This is a genomic window from Pseudomonas sp. HLG18 (assembly GCF_051903985.1).
GTDB classification, from domain to species: Bacteria; Pseudomonadota; Gammaproteobacteria; order Pseudomonadales; family Pseudomonadaceae; genus Aquipseudomonas; species Aquipseudomonas fluorescens_BT.
Genome location: NZ_CP195831.1, coordinates 1,244,976 through 1,262,807 on the forward strand (window position 1 = coordinate 1,244,976; position 17,832 = coordinate 1,262,807).

17 protein-coding genes and 1 pseudogene are annotated in these 17,832 nt (G+C 61.3%); 12 read left to right on the top strand and 6 right to left on the bottom strand.

Going from position 1 to position 17,832, the window contains the following annotated elements; genetic code table 11:
• Positions 1-52 precede the first annotated feature (52 nt).
• Together ACSPX5_RS05755 and ACSPX5_RS05760 are read right to left on the bottom strand one after the other, a co-directional pair.
• Positions 53-1,360 carry an ATP-binding protein gene (locus tag ACSPX5_RS05755; RefSeq protein ID WP_439821140.1) on the bottom strand — a complete coding sequence of 436 codons (1,308 nt, stop codon included), beginning with the start codon at positions 1,358-1,360 and terminating at the stop codon, positions 53-55.
• A complete protein-coding gene (locus ACSPX5_RS05760; RefSeq protein ID WP_085708690.1) occupies positions 1,357-2,097 on the bottom strand; it encodes a response regulator in 741 nt (246 codons plus the stop codon). Before ACSPX5_RS05760 ends, ACSPX5_RS05755 begins: the two co-directional genes overlap by 4 nt.
• Positions 2,098-2,404: 307 nt before the next feature.
• Here ACSPX5_RS05760 and ACSPX5_RS05765 point away from each other — a divergent pair, with 307 nt between their 5' ends.
• From ACSPX5_RS05765 to ACSPX5_RS05775, 3 genes are all read left to right on the top strand, one after another.
• The gene (locus ACSPX5_RS05765; RefSeq protein WP_169429814.1) at positions 2,405-2,665 is read left to right on the top strand and encodes a DUF2790 domain-containing protein; all 261 of its coding nucleotides are present in this window, start codon (positions 2,405-2,407) and stop codon (positions 2,663-2,665) included.
• A gap of 28 nt (positions 2,666-2,693) precedes the next feature.
• Positions 2,694-2,990, top strand: a complete 297-nt coding sequence (locus ACSPX5_RS05770) for a hypothetical protein (RefSeq protein WP_169429815.1) — start codon at positions 2,694-2,696, stop codon at positions 2,988-2,990.
• Positions 2,991-3,067: 77 nt separating this feature from the next.
• On the top strand, positions 3,068-4,282 hold the full coding sequence (locus tag ACSPX5_RS05775; RefSeq protein WP_439821141.1) for a cytochrome c biogenesis protein DipZ: 1,215 nt from the start codon (positions 3,068-3,070) through the stop codon (positions 4,280-4,282).
• 18 nt (positions 4,283-4,300) lie between these two features.
• Here ACSPX5_RS05775 and ACSPX5_RS05780 read toward each other — a convergent pair whose 3' ends face one another.
• Positions 4,301-4,762: a GNAT family N-acetyltransferase gene (locus tag ACSPX5_RS05780; protein WP_439821142.1), complete on the bottom strand. Its 462-nt coding sequence runs from the start codon at positions 4,760-4,762 to the stop codon at positions 4,301-4,303.
• Positions 4,763-4,992: 230 nt separating this feature from the next.
• On the opposite strand from ACSPX5_RS05780, the gene ACSPX5_RS05785 reads away from it, so the two are divergent.
• Together ACSPX5_RS05785 and ACSPX5_RS05790 are read left to right on the top strand one after the other, a co-directional pair.
• A complete protein-coding gene (locus ACSPX5_RS05785; RefSeq protein WP_169429818.1) occupies positions 4,993-5,265 on the top strand; it encodes a DUF4242 domain-containing protein in 273 nt (90 codons plus the stop codon).
• A gap of 33 nt (positions 5,266-5,298) precedes the next feature.
• A complete protein-coding gene (locus ACSPX5_RS05790) occupies positions 5,299-6,111 on the top strand; it encodes a class I SAM-dependent methyltransferase (RefSeq protein ID WP_323160919.1) in 813 nt (270 codons plus the stop codon).
• Positions 6,112-6,163: 52 nt separating this feature from the next.
• Here ACSPX5_RS05790 and pcsA read toward each other — a convergent pair whose 3' ends face one another.
• On the bottom strand, positions 6,164-6,886 hold the full coding sequence (gene pcsA / locus ACSPX5_RS05795; protein ID WP_169429820.1) for a phosphatidylcholine synthase: 723 nt from the start codon (positions 6,884-6,886) through the stop codon (positions 6,164-6,166).
• 257 nt (positions 6,887-7,143) lie between these two features.
• Here pcsA and ACSPX5_RS05800 point away from each other — a divergent pair, with 257 nt between their 5' ends.
• The 4 genes from ACSPX5_RS05800 to ligD all read left to right on the top strand — a co-directional run bounded on the left by ACSPX5_RS05800 (position 7,144) and on the right by ligD (position 12,958).
• Positions 7,144-7,866: a tellurite resistance TerB family protein gene (locus ACSPX5_RS05800; protein ID WP_439821143.1), complete on the top strand. Its 723-nt coding sequence runs from the start codon at positions 7,144-7,146 to the stop codon at positions 7,864-7,866.
• A gap of 168 nt (positions 7,867-8,034) precedes the next feature.
• Positions 8,035-9,411, top strand: coding sequence for an iron-containing redox enzyme family protein (locus ACSPX5_RS05805; protein ID WP_439821144.1), 1,377 nt, complete (start codon positions 8,035-8,037; stop codon positions 9,409-9,411).
• A gap of 11 nt (positions 9,412-9,422) precedes the next feature.
• Positions 9,423-10,376, top strand: coding sequence for a methyltransferase (locus ACSPX5_RS05810; protein WP_439821145.1), 954 nt, complete (start codon positions 9,423-9,425; stop codon positions 10,374-10,376).
• 17 nt (positions 10,377-10,393) lie between these two features.
• Positions 10,394-12,958, top strand: a complete 2,565-nt coding sequence (gene ligD, locus ACSPX5_RS05815; protein ID WP_439821146.1) for a DNA ligase D — start codon at positions 10,394-10,396, stop codon at positions 12,956-12,958.
• Here the strand turns inward: ligD and ACSPX5_RS05820 are convergent, their stop codons facing one another.
• Entirely contained in the window at positions 12,959-13,360 is a 402-nt protein-coding gene (locus ACSPX5_RS05820) for a hypothetical protein (RefSeq protein WP_207866143.1), read from the bottom strand.
• Between the two features lie 114 nt (positions 13,361-13,474).
• Positions 13,475-13,789, bottom strand: a complete 315-nt coding sequence (locus ACSPX5_RS05825) for a DUF2388 domain-containing protein (RefSeq protein ID WP_207866141.1) — start codon at positions 13,787-13,789, stop codon at positions 13,475-13,477.
• Positions 13,790-13,979: 190 nt separating this feature from the next.
• Between ACSPX5_RS05825 and ACSPX5_RS05830 the strand changes: the two are divergent.
• From ACSPX5_RS05830 to mqo, 3 genes and pseudogenes are all read left to right on the top strand, one after another.
• A pseudogene (locus ACSPX5_RS05830) lies at positions 13,980-14,795 on the top strand (MCP four helix bundle domain-containing protein); the annotation flags it as partial.
• Between the two features lie 129 nt (positions 14,796-14,924).
• Positions 14,925-15,650, top strand: coding sequence for a methyl-accepting chemotaxis protein (locus tag ACSPX5_RS05835; protein ID WP_439822005.1), 726 nt, complete (start codon positions 14,925-14,927; stop codon positions 15,648-15,650).
• A 471-nt stretch (positions 15,651-16,121) separates the two neighbouring features.
• Positions 16,122-17,771 carry a malate dehydrogenase (quinone) gene (mqo, locus tag ACSPX5_RS05840; protein WP_169429828.1) on the top strand — a complete coding sequence of 550 codons (1,650 nt, stop codon included), beginning with the start codon at positions 16,122-16,124 and terminating at the stop codon, positions 17,769-17,771.
• Positions 17,772-17,832: the final 61 nt, after the last annotated feature.

The following is a 17,832-nucleotide window of genomic DNA, read 5'->3' on the forward strand; positions in this document are numbered from 1 at the left end:
GCAAATCCTGTGGGAGCGGGCAAGCCCGCTCCCACAGGGAATTATGTTTGACTCAGGAATGCATGGGCAGCTTCAGTTCAGCACACAACCCGCCACCGTCACGGTTGCTCAGATTCAGCGAACCCCCCAGCGCCATCGCCAGTTGCTGGGCAATCGCCAGACCCAGTCCCGTACCGCCAGTGCTGCGGTTGCGCGAGTTTTCCACGCGGTAGAACGGCTCCATCACCTGCGCCAGTTCCTCTTCGGCGATGCCCGGTCCGCGATCCATGACTTTGATCGAGAGGCCGTTGCTTTGGCGTTCGACCAATAGTTCGGCAGCACCGGCAAATTTCAGCGCGTTGTCGGTCAGGTTGACCAACACCCGGCGCAAGGCATGAGGTCGGGTGTCGATGACCGCTTCGCTCTTGCCGCTCAACTGCACCTCCTTGCCCATGTCCTGATAGTCGAACACCAGGCTGTCGAGGAACGAATCGAGGTTGGTGCGGCGGCTTTCCTCGGTCGCGCCGTGGATGCTGCGCGCGTAGGCCACGCCTTCACGCACCAGATGCTCCATCTCGCCGAGGTCGTTCCACAGCTTGTCCTTTTCCGTCGAATCGTCCATGAACTCCGCGCGCAGTTTCATCCGGGTGATCGGGGTTTGCAGGTCATGGGAAATCGCTGCCAGCAGTTGCATGCGTTCTTTAAGGTACGCGGCGATCCGCGCCTGCATGGTGTTGAACGCACGGGCGGCGTAGGCCACTTCGCTCGGACCCTTTTCGTCCAGATTGATCGGGTGAGCATTGGGGTCAAGGGTTTCCACCGCGTTGGCCAGTCGGGTCAGGGGACGGATGGCGATGCGTACCGCCAGCCAGGTGCAGGCAATCATCAGCGCCAGTTGCCCCAGCAGCACCACCGGCAGCCACGGCGACAGCGGCACCATCGACGGGCGCACGTCGATGGTCACCGGGCTGCCGTCGCTCAGGCGCAGGTGGCCCTGAAAGTGCTTTTTCGGCCCCGGAATGTCGGTGAAGGTCAGCGGGTACTTCTCGCCAATGGCGTCGGTGATCGAGGTGACCGCGATCGGCACTTCGCCGGCGCCGATCGGTGTACCCGGTTCGCCCTCGCTGAGCAGGTAACCGTAGTTGTTCCGGGCCAGGCGTGCGAGCCACATCGGACGCTCTTCGGCCGGCAAGCGATCGAGGATCGCAATCGAGGTCGAAACGTCGGTTTCCAGGTTGCCGAGCATGGTGTTTTTCGCACTTTCATATCGCTCGTAATACTGCGCACCGAACGACAACGCCTGGGCCAGCAGCAAGCCGATCAGGAAAATCAGCGACAACCGTGAGGCCAGCGTGCGCGGCCAGTGCAGGGCGAACGTCATGCGGGCGCTCCGAGGATTTCGACCGGTAGCGAGAACACATAACCTTCACTGCGCACGGTCTTGATGTAGGCAGGTTCCCGGGCGTCGTCCAGCAGGCGCTGGCGCAAACGGCTGACCAACAGATCGATGGAACGATCGAACAGATCGGCGTCGCGGCCCTGGGTCAGGTTGAGCAGTTGATCGCGGCTCAACACTCGTTGCGGATGGTCGAGGAACACCCGCAGCAAACGGTATTCCGCGCCGCTCAGGGCGACCATGGTGCCGTCGGTGTCGAGCAGATGGCGGGCCGAAGTGTCGAGTTGCCAGCGCCCGAAGGCCAACAAGCGACCGCTTTCGGTGACCACCAGATTGGGTGGCAGCATCCGCGTGCGGCGCAGCACGGCGTTGATCCGCGCCAGCAGTTCACGGGCGGCGAAGGGTTTGGTCAGGTAATCGTCGGCACCCATTTCCAGGCCGATGATGCGGTCGGTTTCGTCGTTGCGGGCCGTCAGCATCAAGACTGGCGTGGCCTTGTGTTTGCCGGCGCGCAATTCGCGGCACAGCAGGAGGCCGTCATCGCCCGGCATCATGATGTCGAGCACGATCAGGTCGACAGTGTTGGCTTCCAGAAAACTGCGCATCTGCCGGCCATCAGCGACCACCGTGGTGCGCAGGCCGTTCTTTTTCAGGTAGTTGCCAACCAGTTCGCGAATCTCGCGGTCGTCATCGACGATGAGAATGTGATCGACATGATCCATGGAGCCAAACCTCTATCAAGTGGGGGAATGTCTCGCAGTCTATAGAGCCCGCGCGGGCTCGCCTGCCTGCCTTTGTATTGCAGTGTATCCGGCGCAACGATGGATACATGTGGACGCAAAATCGCGATTTTTTCAGGGTTTTGTATCGCTGTGTATCCCCCTGCGGGCGAGATACGTAGCGATTTATACCGGCTGTTTTCCGACACAGACGGGATACCTCGCGAGCTTTAAATGAGCTCCATCGAGGCACACCGCAACGCCTCGGCTCAATCAACGACCTACCCATTGAAGCCTTGAGGAAATCGCCATGACCAACAAATCCGTAATCGCCGCCTGCCTGTTTGCCGCCCTGAACATCTGCACCCTGTCGGCCCGCGCCGAAGCGGTTGCCCCGCAAACCTACACCTACGGCACCCATCTGGACATCCAGAAAGTGCTCTCGATGAAAGAAGACCAATCGATGACCTGCGGCATCGTCGACGCCCGCATGACCTACCTCGATTCGGCCGGTCAGACCCGCGTTCTCGACTACAGCAAATTCGCTGACGGCTGTGACAACCAGAACTGATCCGCCACCCATTTAAAGGAAGATTGCCATGAACAACGTTTCGCGTTTCTTGACCGCCATTGCCTTCTCGTTTGCCGGTGTCGCGGCGCATGCCAACAGCGCCGTCGAACAGAATAGCTGCGCCGGCAGCACCTGCTTTCAACTGAGCCCGGTGGCCAAACAGGGCAGCGATGCCTTGATCGCCGCCGACGGCGCCAGCCGCACGCCGCAGGGGCAGATGGTGGCGGCCGACGGCTCCAGCCGCACGCCGCAAGGACAGATGGTGGCGGAAAACGGCGCCAGCCGCACACCGCAAAGCCAATGGCTGGACAGCCAGACCGCTTGAGCTACCCGGGTGCCTGTCGGTGAACGGCAGGCACCTGTTTGATCGGCAGACCGCCCACATTTCAAAAGGTGAACCCTATGTTCCTCATCGCTTTCCTGGGCGGTCTGTTGACTGTCCTCAGCCCGTGCATTCTGCCGGTGGTGCCGTTCCTGTTTGCCGGAGTCGACCGCAGCCGTTCCTCGATCCTGCTGACCCTCGGCGGCATGGCCCTGACCTTCGCCCTGATCTCCAGCCTCGCGGTAGTCAGCAGCGAGTGGGTGATCCAGGCCAACAACACCGGCCGACACATCGCGCTGATCGTGATGGTGCTGTTTGCGCTGTCGCTGATTTCCGCACGCATCGGTGACTGGCTGGCGCGGCCATTCGTGTTGCTGGGTAATCGCCTGGATCCGGACACCCGCAAGAAGGCCGGTCCCATGGGCTCGATCATGATCGGCGTGGCCACCGGTCTGCTGTGGGCACCGTGTGCCGGTCCAATCCTCGGCGTGATCCTCACTGGCGCCATGTTGCAAGGTGCCAATGCCCAGACCAGCCTGTTGCTGCTGGCTTACGGCGCGGGCAGTGCGCTGTCGCTGGGGACGCTGATCTTCGCCGGTCGCGGCTTGGTCAACCGGTTGAAACCGTCGATTCCGTTCACTGGCTGGTTGCGTCGCGGGGCGGGCGTTGCGGTGTTGGCGGCAGCCGCCGTGATCTCCACCGGCGCTGATAAAACCCTGCTGGCCGGCACGTCGTCCGAAGGCGTCGCCAGCGTCGAGAAAAACGTGTTGGAAAACGCGCCGAAAGTGATCGATTACTTCATCAGCAAAGTGCGGGCGGATTCGACGTCGGACGAGCAGGGCAAAGGCGCGATGCCGTCACTGGCCGGCGCAGTGCAATGGCTGAACTCCCCGGAGCTGAACGCCGAATCCCTGCGCGGCAAAGTGGTGCTGGTGGACTTCTGGACCTACGACTGCATCAACTGCCAGCACACGCTGCCGTACGTGAAAGAGTGGGAGAAGAAGTACGGCAAGGACGGCCTGGTGGTGATCGGTGTGCACACCCCGGAATACGGCTACGAGCGAATCATCGACAACGTCAAGGATCAGGTGAAGAAACTCGGTATCACCTACCCGGTGGCCATCGACAACAACTACGCGATCTGGCGCAACTTCGACAACCAGTACTGGCCGGCGCACTACCTGATCGATGCCAAGGGGCAGGTGCGTTACACCCACTTTGGCGAGGGTCGCTATGAAGCTCAGGAGCAGATGATTCAGCAACTGCTCAAAGAGGCCAAGGCACCTGCAGCCTGAACCGCGAACGTCAATGGCTCACAGGTCGCGCACCATGAGCCATTGTTCGTTGTCCCAGGCCTGAAAACGCTCCAGCACTGTCCAGCCGCGTTTGGCGTAGTAGTTCTGTTTGTTTTGCGTATGCAGGTAGAAACGCGGCAGGCCTTGTTTCTTTGCTTGCTCGGCAATTCCTTCGATCAATTTTTCTGCCAGCCCCTGACCGCGAGATTCGGGACTGACCAGCACGCAGGCCAGCCAAGGCTCCAGATCCGGTCGTTGCGCAAGATCTGCACGAGCCAGTGCCGCGCCACCGAGCAAGCGTTCGCCGTCCAGCGCGATCAGGCAGCGCCAGTCACCATTGGTTTGCCCTTCGGCAAATTCCCGCTGCCACTCGGCCAACGGTTGATGGGCATATTCGTAGTGAAACTGGCGGTGGATCCACTCAGCGTAAGTGTCGCTGTGCTGCATGTGGTCGGCGAGCCATTCGAGGCGCAAGGACATGGTCGGATTCCGTTCGCGATTCGGGTCTGCATCAGAGCCGATCCGACGACACCTTGGCAACCCCCATGAGAGTGTTTCGGGGCCTTTACAAAATCCCGCCATTCATCGGCGAAAGCCCGGTTTTAAAGGCTCTTTAGACGATTGGAGGGGACGCCGGACGGCCTCGGGGCGATAGTGGAAGAGCAGGGCTGTACCCGCCCTGTCACTGATAAAAAGAAAGCGAGGTTGCCATGCCGAAATTCGTGATCGAACGCGAGATTCCAGGGGCCGGAAAGCTGTCGGAGCAAGAACTCAAAGCCGTGTCGCAAACGTCCTGCCAGGCGTTGCGTGAACTCGGACCGCAGGTGCAGTGGCTGCAGAGTTATGTCACCGCCGACAAGGTGTATTGCGTGTACATCGCCCCCAACGAAGAGCTGGTGCGCGAACATGCCAGGCTGGGCGGGTTTCCCGCCAACAGTGTGTCCCGGGTGATGAACATCATTGACCCGACGACCGCCGAGTAACGCCTGATTCAACCTGTCGTGGAGCACCCATCGATGAGCACCCCCATTGATCTCACTGCCCTGAAGGAACGCCAGAAAGTCGCCTGGGCCAGTGGCGACTATGCCGTGATCGGCACCACCTTGCAGATCGTCGGGGAAAATCTCGCCGAAGCCTGCGATTTACGCTGCGATGAAGAGGTGCTGGACGTTGCCGCCGGCAATGGCAATGCCACGCTGGCGGCGGCGCGCCGGGGCTGTCGGGTGCTGTCCACCGATTATGTCGCGGCGTTGCTGGAGCGCGGCCAGGACCGGGCGCGGGCCGAGCATCTGGACGTGACCTTCCAGGTCGCTGACGCCGAAGCGCTGCCGTTCGCCGATTCCAGTTTCGATGCGGTGCTGTCGACTTTCGGTGTGATGTTTGCCCCGGATCAGGCCAAGGCTGCGCAGGAACTGGCGCGGGTCTGTCGCCGTGGCGGGCGGATCGGCCTGGCCAACTGGACGCCGGAAGGCTTCGTCGGTCAGATGTTCAAGACCCTCGGTCGCCACCTGCCACCCCCGGCTGGCGCGCAACCACCGTCGAACTGGGGTTCGGAAGCCTGGCTGCATTCGCACTTCGATGAGCGCCAGTTCCTGATGCAAGTGACTCGTCGCCACTTCAATTTCCGTTATCGCTCGGCGGCACACTTCATCGACATCTTCCGCCACTGGTACGGGCCGGTGCACAAGGCATTCGCCGCATTGCCGCCGGAAAGCGGGCAGGCGCTGGAAGGGGATCTGACGCAGCTGATCGACGGGCTGAACCGGGCGGGGCCGGATTCGATGGTAGTGCCGAGCGAGTATCTGGAGGTGGTGATTACCAAGCGCTAAGCGTAATGCAAGACAAGTGTGGGAGCGAGCAGGCTCGCTCCCACAAATTCTTCTATTTCAGGTGCGAAGCATCAAACCACTCCAGCGCCGTTCGCCAGATGCAGATGCCGAGGAAATACGCCGACGCCAGCAACCACAAACCCATCACCAGCGGGTTGATGACCGGGTGGTTGAGCACCAGCGACAGGCTGCACAGCAGCCAGATCGCCGTCACCGCAATATTGATCGGCATGAACCGGCGCACACGGAACGGATGGAGGAATTTCATTCGGGTCACGGTCAGCAGCGCCAGAGCGATCACGGTCAGGAAGGTGATCCACGGCCCCGGGGCGATGATGTACAGGCACAGCGCAACCACGTTCCACGCGGCGGGGAAACCGACGAAGTAGTTGTCCTTGCTCTTCATGTTGACGTTGCAGAAGCAGAACAGCGACGACACCAGAATCAGCGACACGGTCAGCAGCAGGGTGTAGTCGGGCAGGGGAATGTAGCGATAGATGAACAGTGCCGGAATGAACACGTAGGTCAGGTAATCGATCACCAGATCGAGGATCGAGCCGTCGAAACTCGGCAACACTGACTGCACGTTGACCTTGCGCGCCAGCGCCCCGTCGAGGCCGTCGACGATCAGCGCCACGCCCAGCCACATCAGGCAGTGGATTGGCTGGTTTTCCAGCAGGGCGAGGGTGGCGAGGAAGGCTGTGACCACGCCGGTCGCGGTGAAACCATGGGCGCCCCAGGCCTTGAGCCTGGCGATGTGAACGGTCGATATCACGGAGGCGGTCTCCAGAAAGTGAAGCAGGCCGGGAAGCGTCTTGAGCAACAAGCGTGCGGCCAACCGGGTCGGGGTTGCAGCTATCGACCGGCCGGGCCGGGATAAGGTTCACCCATTCATGAATGTTAGCTGGCAACGGAATTTTTTCGACGCAGAAATCATTCGCCCTCCCAGTGTCAGCCAAACGGTGCTGGCACAACCGGTGCGCAGGTCTATCGTTGCCTGACGCGGTTACGCCTTTGCCTGAGGACGACGTCATGAACACCAGTGATTTGCTCGAACAATTGCTGCGAGGCCAGGCCTCGGCGGGACAACAACAAGGCGGCGCTGGGTCCGGTGATGGTCTGGGCGGACTCGGCGGCTTGCTGGGTGGTCTGCTCGGTGGCGGCGGTGCGACTGCCGGCGGACTGGGCGGGCTGTTGGGCGGTTTGCTTGGGGGCACAGGATTGGGGGGTGGAGCACTTGGCGGTGGGACGCAACGTCGTTCCGGCGGCACTAACTACGCGGCCCTGGCCTCGCTGGGCATGATGGCGTTCCAGGCGTATCAAGCCTGGCAACGCAGTCAGGCGTCAGCCGCGCCGCAACAGACACCGCAGACGGCGGACCTGCTGGCCGGCCCGCAGGTCGAGGAGCATAGCCACGCGGTATTGCGCGCATTGATCGCGGCGGCCAAGGCCGACGGGCGGATCGACGAGTCGGAGAAACAGCTGATCAGCAGCGAAATCGGCCGCCACACCGATGATCCGGACCTGCAGCAATGGCTGGACGCCGAAGTCGCCAAGCCCCTCGATGCCCGCGAAGTCGCGCAGGCGGCGAACAGCGATCCGGCCGTGGCCGCCGAAATGTATATCGCCAGTGTGATGCTGGTGGACGACCAGCAGGATGCCGAACGCAATTACCTGGATGAGCTGGCGGCGGCCTTGCAGATCGATCCAGAGTTGCAGGTGCATCTGGAGCAGCAGGCCAAAGGTACGGCCTGAAACCCACCGCTCACAGCCTTCGGCAACTTCTGTTCAGGAAATAAAGTTGCCGGGGGGCTCCGTCCGTCCGGGCAAATTTCACGTCGATTGAATTTTTGCAGCGCGCTGCCTCTCTGCTGCTTTAGAGGCGCGTGAACCAGCGTCCTGCCAATTGACCGGGAATCTGCCATGACTGTCCTGACACGTCTGCTTTCAACACCTGCCCACGCGCAATCGATCCATCCCCCTGGAGGCTTGCGCAGCCTGTATGAAGCATTGCTCTCGGGGGAACCCCCCCGTGCCCTGGCGCGTCCGTTTCTCGAAGAGCAACTGCTGCAGGCTGCGCAATTGCCAGAGGTGTTGCCGCCGGATCCTTCGGTATGGCACGACTGGGTGGCCGAGCATTGTGCCGAAGTCGGCCGGCAATACGCCGATTATCTGCAACATCGCAAGGACGGTGGTTCACGGCAGTTTTTCAGTGGCAAGGCCCATGCGCTGTATTTCCTGCAAGCGGTAGCCCCGACCAAACGGGTGGACGGTGCCTGGCTTTACGGTCTGTTGCAGCACTGGCGCGATCCGCGTTTCAGCGGCCTGATCTGCACTTATCTGGAAGAGCTTGGTGAAGGCAACCCTGCGCAAAACCACGTGGTGATCTACCGCAAACTACTGGCCGAGCATGGTCTGGAACACGCAGATGCCTTGCCCGACGAGCGTTATCTGCAAGGTGCGTTGCAGCTCGCACTGGGTGCCTGCGGCGATGACTTTCTGCCGGAAGTCATTGGCTACAATCTTGGCTATGAACAACTGCCCTTGCACCTGTTGATCAGCAGTTATGAGTTGAGCGAGCTGGGCATCGATCCGTATTACTTCACCCTGCATGTGACCATCGATAACGCCAGCACCGGCCATGCGCACAAAGCCGTGCAGGCTGCACTGGATCTGATGCCGCTGGAGGCTGATCGCGCCGATTTCCTGCGCCGGGTTTCGCGGGGCTACCGGCTCAACGATTTGGGGCAGGGCAGTCGCGCCATCATTGAGGGTTTCGATTTGACGCGTGAGTTGCTGGCCATGCTCGAACGCAAGCGCGTGTTCGGCCAGGACATGCATTCGGACTATTGCCGGTTCGAAGGCAAGACCGTCAATCAATGGCTGGCCGCGCCAGAGCAACTGTCAGGATTTCTCCAGGCGCTGCAAGACAAAGGCTGGATAAAGCGTCATCAAGACCCTCAGGCCAGCCGCTTCTGGCAATTGATCGAGGGCGATGGCGCGTCGATGTTCGGCGTGTTCAATGACTACGAAAAACAGCTGCTGCACGACTGGATTGCCGGTGACCGGGCGCCTGCGACCGGACCGGTTCCGGCGCGACGTCGGAGTCGAGCGGCACCGGTAGTCACGGTGTCCGCGCAGGATCCCGATGTCCGGCAATTGAACGCGGCACTGCACGGACTGGATGGTCACGGACAGATGGCGGCGCTGATCCCTTGGCTGGCGCCGGCCCGTCATGCTCATCCGGCCGGTTTGCTCGCGACCCGCCGTTTCATCGAACTCAAATCCGGCCTGGACTGAGGGAGTCGCCCATGAATCAGGAAGCGTTGCTGTCTGCCGACGATCTTGCGCTGTTGCAACTGGGCCGGCGCTTGCAGGCGGACGGCTATCGATTCGTCACACCGACGCCGCTGACCCATCAGCGGGTCAATCAGCGCGACGAAGGCCAGGCGGTCGACTGTCTGCGCGATGTTTTCGGCTGGTCGCGTTCCTTCGAACCCGGATTGCTTTCGGCCGATGAGGAGCGGCAATGGCAGGATGCGCAAATTCTGGAGGTCTGCGATGGGCGTCTGAAGAGTCGGGTGCGCTGGTCGAGTCTGGACGATTTGCTGTTTGTACATTCGGGGTTTCCCACCGAGGCGGCCGATTCGGTGTTCTTCGGCCCGGATACCTACCGCTTCGCCCAATTGATTCACAGCCATTTGCAACAGAGCTTTGCCCCGATCCAGCGCGCCGTGGACATCGGTTGCGGCGCCGGTGTCGGTGCGATTCTGATCGCCCGCGCCCGTCGCCAGGCACAGGTGCTGGCACTCGACATCAATCCCGCGGCGTTGCGCCTGACCACGATCAACGCAGCGCTGGCAGAAGTGGCCAACGTCGAAGTGCTGGCCAGTGACGTGTTGCAAGGCGTGGAGGGCGAGTTCGACCTGATTGTTGCCAATCCGCCCTACATGGCGGATCCGGCGGGGCGCGCTTACCGCCACGGAGGGGGAACGCTGGGAGCCGGGTTGTCGTTGCGCATTGTCGAGCAGGCGCTCAATCGCCTCACGCCCGGAGGCTCGCTGTTGCTCTACACCGGTGTGGCGATGGTCGATGGCCGTGATCCGTTTATTGACACCGTGGTGCCGCGGCTGGATGCAACGAGGTTCGACTGGACTTACCGTGAACTCGATCCCGATGTCTTCGGCGAGGAGTTGCTGAATGTCGGCTATCAACGGGTCGAGCGGATCGCCGTGGTGGCGCTGACCGTGACCCGAACTGGATGAAACAAGGCAGGTGCGCCATGAACAGGAACCTCGACGACTACAACCGCATGCGCGACTTCTCGGCGACCTCGGAACCGGCAGCAGTCAAGCGTCGGGGCAAAAAGACTGGCGCCGGTCACGCGTTGCAGTTCTGCATCCAGAAGCACGACGCTTCGCACCTGCATTACGACTTTCGCCTGGAGTTGGACGGTGCGCTCAAAAGCTGGGCAGTGCCCAAAGGCCCGTCACTGGATCCCAAGGTCAAGCGCCTGGCGGTGCATGTCGAGGACCACCCTCTGGATTACGCGACATTCGAAGGCACCATCCCGCAGGGGCATTATGGTGCCGGGGACGTGATCGTCTGGGATCGCGGCGTGTGGATTCCGCTGGAGGATCCGCAGAAGGCCTATGCCAAGGGCAAACTCAAGTTCGAGCTGCAGGGCGAGAAGCTTGGCGGCGTGTGGAATCTGGTGCGCACCCACATGCCGGGCAAAAAGGAGCAGTGGTTCCTGATCAAGCATCAGGACAGCGCCGCCCGGCCGCAAAGCGATTACGACGTGCTGGTCGCCGAGCCGGATAGCGTGCTCAGCGAGCGCACCCTTGTCGATAAACCGAGGCTCGACGCCAGGCAAGTCAAACCGCTGAAACAGCCAGCGCGCAAACCTGACTCGGCCAAGCTTGTCGGCGCACACAAGGCGCGAATCCCCGCCCGGTTGAAACCGCAGCTGGCCACGCTGGTGGACAGCGCTCCGGCAGGGGACTGGAGTTACGAAATCAAATTCGACGGCTACCGGGTCATGGCGCGCATCGATCATCAAACGGTGCAGCTGTTCACCCGTAACGGCCATGACTGGACGCACAAACTGCCGGAGCAGGCTCAGGCACTGGCGGCGCTGGGGCTGGAGTCGGCGTGGCTTGACGGTGAAGTAGTGGTCGCCAACGAAAACGGCATTCCGGATTTTCAAGCGCTGCAGAACGCCTTCGACACCCGCCGCAGCAGCGACATCCTTTATTACCTGTTCGATGTGCCTTACCTCAATGGTGTCGACCTGCGCGAAGTTCCGCTGGAAGAACGGCGGGCAGCGCTGGCCACGGTATTGAAGGCTCACGAACATCCGTTGCTGCGTTTTTCCGAAGCGTTCGACGAAACGCCGCAGGCGTTGCTCAACAGCGCCTGCCAGATGCAGATGGAAGGCTTGATCGGCAAGCGTCGCGGCTCGCCCTACGTGTCGCGGCGCAGCAGCGACTGGATCAAGCTCAAGTGCAAACATCGCCAGGAATTCGTGATTGTCGGCTACACCGATCCAAAGGGATCGCGCAGTGCCTTTGGTGCACTGCTGCTCGGTCTGCATGATCGCGACAGCGGCGAGTTACGTTATGCCGGCAAGGTCGGCACTGGCTTTAACGAGGCCACCTTGAAAACCGTGCTTGCCAGGCTCAAGCCGTTGCGCACGAAAAAGACTGCGCTGGCCAACCCGCCCAGTGGATTCGAGGCCAAGGGGGTGCACTGGCTCAAGCCGCACCTGCTGGCGGAGGTGGCGTTTGCCGAAATGACCCGGGAGGGTTCGGTTCGCCATGCCGTGTTCCATGGTCTGCGCGATGACAAACCGGCGCTGGAGATTACGCAGGAGCAAGCGAAACCGATGAAAACTTCAGCCGCGAACCCCCCTGTGAAAAAGCCGGCACCTGCCGCCAAGGCACCCTCTCAGACAGGAATGGTCAGCGGCAAGGTCAGAATCACTCACCCGGACCGCGTGATCGACGCCAGCAGCGGCACCACCAAGATGCAACTGGCCGAGTACTATGCCAGCGTCGCCGAGTGGATCCTGCCTCAACTCAAGGATCGGCCCGTGGCGCTGGTGCGGGCACCGGAAGGCATTGCCGGCGAACTGTTCTTCCAGAAAAACGCCGAAAACCTGGCGATTCCCGGCATCCGCGTGCTGGACAAGCACGTCACCGGACAACCGGTGATGCTGATCAACAACGTCGAAGCGCTGATCGGTGCGGTGCAGATGAGCACCGTCGAACTGCACACCTGGAACGCCACCACGGTGGATCTGGAGAAGCCAGACCGCTTTGTTCTCGATCTGGACCCGGATCCGGCACTGCCGTGGAAAAGCATGGTTGAAGCCACCGCTCTGACTCTGACTGTGCTGGATGAATTGGGCCTCAAGGCTTTCCTGAAGACCAGTGGAGGCAAGGGTATTCACCTGGTGGTGCCGCTGACGCGCAAGCATGGCTGGGACGAGGTGAAGGATTTCAGCCATGCCATCGTCAATCATATGGCTCGGCTGTTGCCGGAGCGGTTTTCAGCGGTATCGGGGCCGAAGAACCGTGTGGGGCGGATTTTCATCGATTACCTGCGCAACGGCCTGGGCGCCACGACCATTTGTGCCTACGCCGCCCGCACCCGGGAAGGGCTGCCGGTATCGGTGCCGCTGTTCCGTGAGGAAGTCGGCGAGATCAAAGGCGCTGACAGGTGGAATGTGCACAACGTTCATGAGCGCCTGGCGGACGTCGGCGATGAGCCCTGGGCGAACATGAAGAAAACCCGACAGAGCATTACCGCCGAGATGCGCAAACGGGTCGGCCTGAAAAAATGATCAGGCGTCGCGCAGCAAGTCGTGGGCGTTGAGCAGTTCGAAGGCGATTTCCGGGTGTCTTTCCAGCCCCCGGCGAATGGCGGCCGGGATCGCCTGGCGAGTCTTGCGACACAGGCCCGGCAGTTCAGCGATTTCGATGGCGATACCGCGCATGGTCCGCACTTCGTTGAAACCCGGAGCGATGTCCATGCGGATCCCCAACTGTTCGAACATCCGCTGTCGCAGGCGTTCGAGGTCAGCCAGGCTTTGCAGGTTTTCCAGGCGTTCGAGCAGGCGCTTTTCTTCCTGCCGCGTGAGCAAAAGTATGCGCAGATCCGCGCCGGGCATTTCCAGCAACGGATCGCGCCCGCAAATGCAGGCGCCGGGCGGGCAGGGGGAGCGGATCGGGGCGGCAATCGTCATGGCCTCCATCATAGAGGCCGTTCGACGGTTTTGCCCATGGTCGCCCGGCTGCCGTCCATCGGCGCAACGCGGAGGTGGCAAATCCGTCAGCCACCGTCGTCGAGCGCGTGGCTGTTACTGCGACAGACCTTCGTAGTGGACCAGGATCGCATTGGCCAGCTCTTCATCGCTGGCGTTCAAGCCCGGGTTTTCCTGACGAACCTGTTGCAGCGCCGATTCCAGATACGCGCCACGGATGGCACCGCCGCTGGCGACGAATGCGGACAGGTCGTCACGGGCCGGAATCACCATTTTGTGATCCTTGAAGGTGGAATACAGCGACGCGGAAACACCGGCCGAGGTGGCGACATCCCCTGCATCCACACGGGCGAAGGCTGAGCCAAAAGGCAGGCAGAGCATGAGAGACGAAACAAGTAATAAACGACGCATGACGGTGTTCCTCCAGCAGCGTAAAGCGAAAAGGAAGTACCACATAATGTGAGAGGTGCGGCGTGACCGGTAGTTCCGTGCAAGATGGCGGGTGGTCGCCGCACAAAGTGAGACCTGGTGCACAGTCTTCGAGGGCGCGGGGCGGGTGCTGACACACATTGCGACGCTCTGGCGCGGCAGCCGGGTGGAAATGAGCTTAACTGAAACGCTGAAAGGCTCATTTCAGGGCGCTCCCGGAGGATCCACCGTGTCGATCAAACTGCGTTTGGTGCTGCTGATTGCGACTAGCCTGCTGACAGCGCTGATCGTGAGTCTGGTCAGTTATGTCGGCAACCAGCGGATGGCGTCGGCAGTCAGTGACAACGCCGTCAGCATGAGTGCGCTGCGCAATCACATGGAAGCCGACATGATGCATGACGCCCTGCGCGCCGACGTCTATTCGGCCATGCTGGTGGGGCTGGGCAAGAGTAACGGCACGGCGGACGAGGTGCGCCGTTCCGTAGAGGAGCATGCCGCGCATTTTCGCGATGTCCTCGGCGAGAACCTCAAACTGCCCCTGGACGCCACGATCCGGGCTGCGCTGGAGCAGATCAAGCCAAGCCTCGACACTTACATCAACGCGGGCGAGCGGATTGTCGGGCTGGCGCTGGACAACCCCGACACGGCGCAGCACGAACTCGGTACGTTCAGCGCCGCGTTCAGCCAGCTTGAAGAACAGATGGCGTCCTTGAGCGAACTGATCGAAACCAGTACCCGGCAGACCAGCCAGGGCACCGAGGCGGCGATCCGCAACGCCAACATCGCCCTCGGCATTGTGCTGATCGCCAGCCTGTTGCTGCTGCTGGTTCAGGGACGCTGGGTGATCCTGAGCATCACCGGCCCGCTGAAAACCGCCAGCCGCATCGCCGAGAGCATTGCTCATGGCAACCTCAGCGAGCCGATCGCCGAGCCGTCCGGCAAGGACGAAGCCAGCGCGCTGATCCGCACGCTGGCCACCATGCAGCGGGATCTGCGGGAAATGATCGACGTGGTGCGACGCAATGCCCACGGCGTCAGTGGCATGAGCGAGCAGCTGAGCCACGGCTGCCATCGGGTGGCGGACAGCAGCCAGCAACAAAGCACCGCCGCCGGCACCATGGCCGCTGCCGCGAGCCAGATGACCGCCAGCATCGAAGAAATCACCCGCCACGCGGAACGGGCCCTGAGCATGGCCAGTCAGGCCGAATCACTGGCCAAGAACGGCGGGCAGGTGATCCATCAAGTGGTCAGCGACATGGACGACATCGCCCGCTCCGCCCAGCAGTCGGCGCAGGTGATCCGCACCCTGGATCATGAGTCCGAAGGCATCTTCAACATCATTCAGGTGATCAAGAGCATCGCCGACCAGACCAACCTGCTGGCGCTCAATGCGGCCATTGAAGCGGCCCGGGCGGGTGAGCAGGGCAGAGGTTTTGCCGTGGTCGCCGATGAAGTGCGCAGCCTGGCTGCCCGCACCAGCGCCTCGACCCAGGAAATCGCTGCGATGGTCGCCCGCATCCAGAACAGCACCCGTGAGGCGGTCAGCAGCATGGAGGCGGGTGTTGCTCAAGTCGACAAGGGGATGGCCGTCACCGCCGACGTCGAACGGGCCATCCGCGAAATCCTCGACGCCACCCTCAACACCACGCAACTGGTCAACGACATTACCCGCACCATCGGCGAACAGAGCCAGGCCAGCAACGAAATCGCCCATCAGGTGGAGATGATCGCCGGCATGTCGGAAGGCAACAGCAAGGTGATCGGCGAGACAGCGAAAACGACGGACGAGTTGTCGACTCTGGCGGGGCGGCTGGCGCAGTCGGTGGAGCGATTCCGGTTGTGACCCGGGCGCCGTCAACCTCATTTGTAACCAGTGCAAGGCCGCAGGCGGGTGGGGAAAGGACGGTCAAATGGCTGAATGGCTTCAGCCAGAGGCATTGTCGGGGTCATGTTCGGTGGGCATCAGCCGATAAGTCATCAGGCGGATAAAGACCATCAAGTCGGGAACAGACGCGCGGGTTTGCCCTGACGTGATATTCTTCGCGCCACTTGGTTTGACCTAATTCAGTCTGGCGCGCTTTTCGGCGGGCCGACCGAACCCCTGTCGCTCAAGTAGCTGAAGCCAATAATGATAAGAAGTCAGTTCAGAAGGGACATATAACTGAGGTCGACGCAGCCTGTCGGCCTTGTGTGCCCACCCGTCAAAATTGAAGTGTGCCGGAACCCGCGACGCTGGCCTGAGTGTCGCGAAAAGAGGGGGAACGCATACGTACAACAGCGGCGGGCGGAAGGCGTTTTATCATAGGTGCAACGGATGTTTAAAAAAGTGAACACAGCGCTGCTGGGTCTGGCTTTGGCGATGGGGATGACATCCGCCAATGCTGACGAAGCAAAAAAAGTCGACGTCCTGCTGATCGGCGGCGGCATCATGAGCACCACCCTCGGTGTGTGGATCAATGAGCTGGAGCCAAGCTGGTCGATGGAAATGGTCGAGCGCCTCGACGGCGTCGCCCTGGAAAGCTCCAACGGCTGGAACAACGCCGGTACCGGTCACTCGGCGCTGGCCGAGCTGAACTACACCCCGGAAGACGATAAAGGCAACGTAACGATCCCGAAAGCCGTCGAGATCAACGAAGCGTTCCAGGTCTCCCGTCAGTTCTGGGCCTGGCAGGTTCAGCAAGGCGTTCTGAAGAACCCTCGCTCGTTCATCAACACCACTCCGCACATGAGCTTCGTGTGGGGCGATGACAACATCAAGTTCCTGAAAAAGCGCTACGAAGCCCTGCAGGCGAGCCCGCTGTTCGCCGGCATGCAGTACTCCGAAGACCCGGCCGTGATCAAGAAGTGGGTTCCGCTGATGATGGAAGGGCGTGACCCGAACCAGAAAATCGCGGCCACCTGGAGCCCGCTGGGCACCGACATGAACTTCGGCGAAATCACCCGCCAGTTCGCCAGTTACCTGCAGACCAAGCCTAACTTCGATCTGAAGCTGTCGAGCGAAGTACAGGACATCACCAAGAATGCCGATGGTACCTGGCGCGTCAGCTACAAGAACCTGAAAGACGGCACCAAGACTGAAACCGACGCCAAGTTCGTGTTCATCGGCGCCGGTGGCGGTGCCCTGCACCTGCTGCAGAAGTCCGGTATCGAAGAAGCCAAGGAATACGCTGGCTTCCCGGTAGGCGGCTCGTTCCTGGTGACCGATAACCCGGCCATCGCCGAGCAGCACCTGGCCAAGGCCTACGGTAAGGCTTCGGTTGGCGCGCCTCCGATGTCCGTTCCGCACCTGGACACCCGCGTCCTGGACGGCAAGCGCGTCATCCTGTTTGGCCCGTTCGCGACTTTCAGCACCAAGTTCCTGAAAGAAGGTTCGTATCTGGACCTGCTGACCAGCACCACCACCCACAACATCTGGCCTATGACCAGGGTCGGCATCAAGGAATACCCGCTGGTCGAGTATCTGGCCGGTCAACTGATGCTGTCGGATGAAGACCGTCTGAACGCGCTGAAGGAATACTTCCCGAACGCCAAAGCCGAAGACTGGCGCCTGTGGCAAGCCGGCCAGCGCGTGCAGATCATCAAGCGTGATGAAGCCGCTGGCGGCGTGCTGAAACTGGGCACCGAGATCGTTGCTTCGAAAGACGGCTCCATTGCCGGTCTGCTGGGCGCATCGCCAGGCGCATCGACCGCTGCACCGATCATGCTGAGCGTGCTGCAGAAAGTCTTCAAGGACAAGGTCGCTACCCCTGAGTGGCAGGCCAAGCTGCACCAGATCGTTCCAAGCTACGGCACCCAGCTGAACAACGATCCGGCCAAAGTGGCCGAAGAGTGGGCTTACACCGCCAAGATCCTGCAACTGCCAACGCCACCGGCGATTGGCCAGGCTGCACCTGCGGCGGCACCTGCTTCGGCTGAAAAGCCACAGGCTCCGAAAGAAAGTGCTGCACGTGACATGGCTCTGTAATTAGACGCCTGACACACAAAGCCCACTGAACCGGTGACGGTCAGTGGGCTTTTTTGTGCCC

Bases quoted from the DNA above. Each gene is read 5' to 3' on its own strand.
- ACSPX5_RS05810 (WP_439821145.1), top strand. From the start codon at position 9,423: ATGAATCAGGAAGCGTTGCTGTCTGCCGACGATCTTGCGCTGTTGCAA.
- ACSPX5_RS05800 (WP_439821143.1), top strand. From the start codon at position 7,144: ATGAACACCAGTGATTTGCTCGAACAATTGCTGCGAGGCCAGGCCTCG.
- ACSPX5_RS05835 (WP_439822005.1), top strand. From the start codon at position 14,925: ATGGCCGCTGCCGCGAGCCAGATGACCGCCAGCATCGAAGAAATCACC.
- ACSPX5_RS05780 (WP_439821142.1), bottom strand. From the start codon at position 4,762: ATGTCCTTGCGCCTCGAATGGCTCGCCGACCACATGCAGCACAGCGAC.
- ACSPX5_RS05825 (WP_207866141.1), bottom strand. From the start codon at position 13,789: ATGCGTCGTTTATTACTTGTTTCGTCTCTCATGCTCTGCCTGCCTTTT.
- ACSPX5_RS05770 (WP_169429815.1), top strand. From the start codon at position 2,694: ATGAACAACGTTTCGCGTTTCTTGACCGCCATTGCCTTCTCGTTTGCC.
- ACSPX5_RS05775 (WP_439821141.1), top strand. From the start codon at position 3,068: ATGTTCCTCATCGCTTTCCTGGGCGGTCTGTTGACTGTCCTCAGCCCG.
- mqo (WP_169429828.1), top strand. From the start codon at position 16,122: ATGTTTAAAAAAGTGAACACAGCGCTGCTGGGTCTGGCTTTGGCGATG.
- ACSPX5_RS05805 (WP_439821144.1), top strand. From the start codon at position 8,035: ATGACTGTCCTGACACGTCTGCTTTCAACACCTGCCCACGCGCAATCG.
- ACSPX5_RS05755 (WP_439821140.1), bottom strand. From the start codon at position 1,360: ATGACGTTCGCCCTGCACTGGCCGCGCACGCTGGCCTCACGGTTGTCG.
- ACSPX5_RS05760 (WP_085708690.1), bottom strand. From the start codon at position 2,097: ATGGATCATGTCGATCACATTCTCATCGTCGATGACGACCGCGAGATT.
- ligD (WP_439821146.1), top strand. From the start codon at position 10,394: ATGAACAGGAACCTCGACGACTACAACCGCATGCGCGACTTCTCGGCG.
- ACSPX5_RS05785 (WP_169429818.1), top strand. From the start codon at position 4,993: ATGCCGAAATTCGTGATCGAACGCGAGATTCCAGGGGCCGGAAAGCTG.
- ACSPX5_RS05790 (WP_323160919.1), top strand. From the start codon at position 5,299: ATGAGCACCCCCATTGATCTCACTGCCCTGAAGGAACGCCAGAAAGTC.
- ACSPX5_RS05765 (WP_169429814.1), top strand. From the start codon at position 2,405: ATGACCAACAAATCCGTAATCGCCGCCTGCCTGTTTGCCGCCCTGAAC.
- ACSPX5_RS05820 (WP_207866143.1), bottom strand. From the start codon at position 13,360: ATGACGATTGCCGCCCCGATCCGCTCCCCCTGCCCGCCCGGCGCCTGC.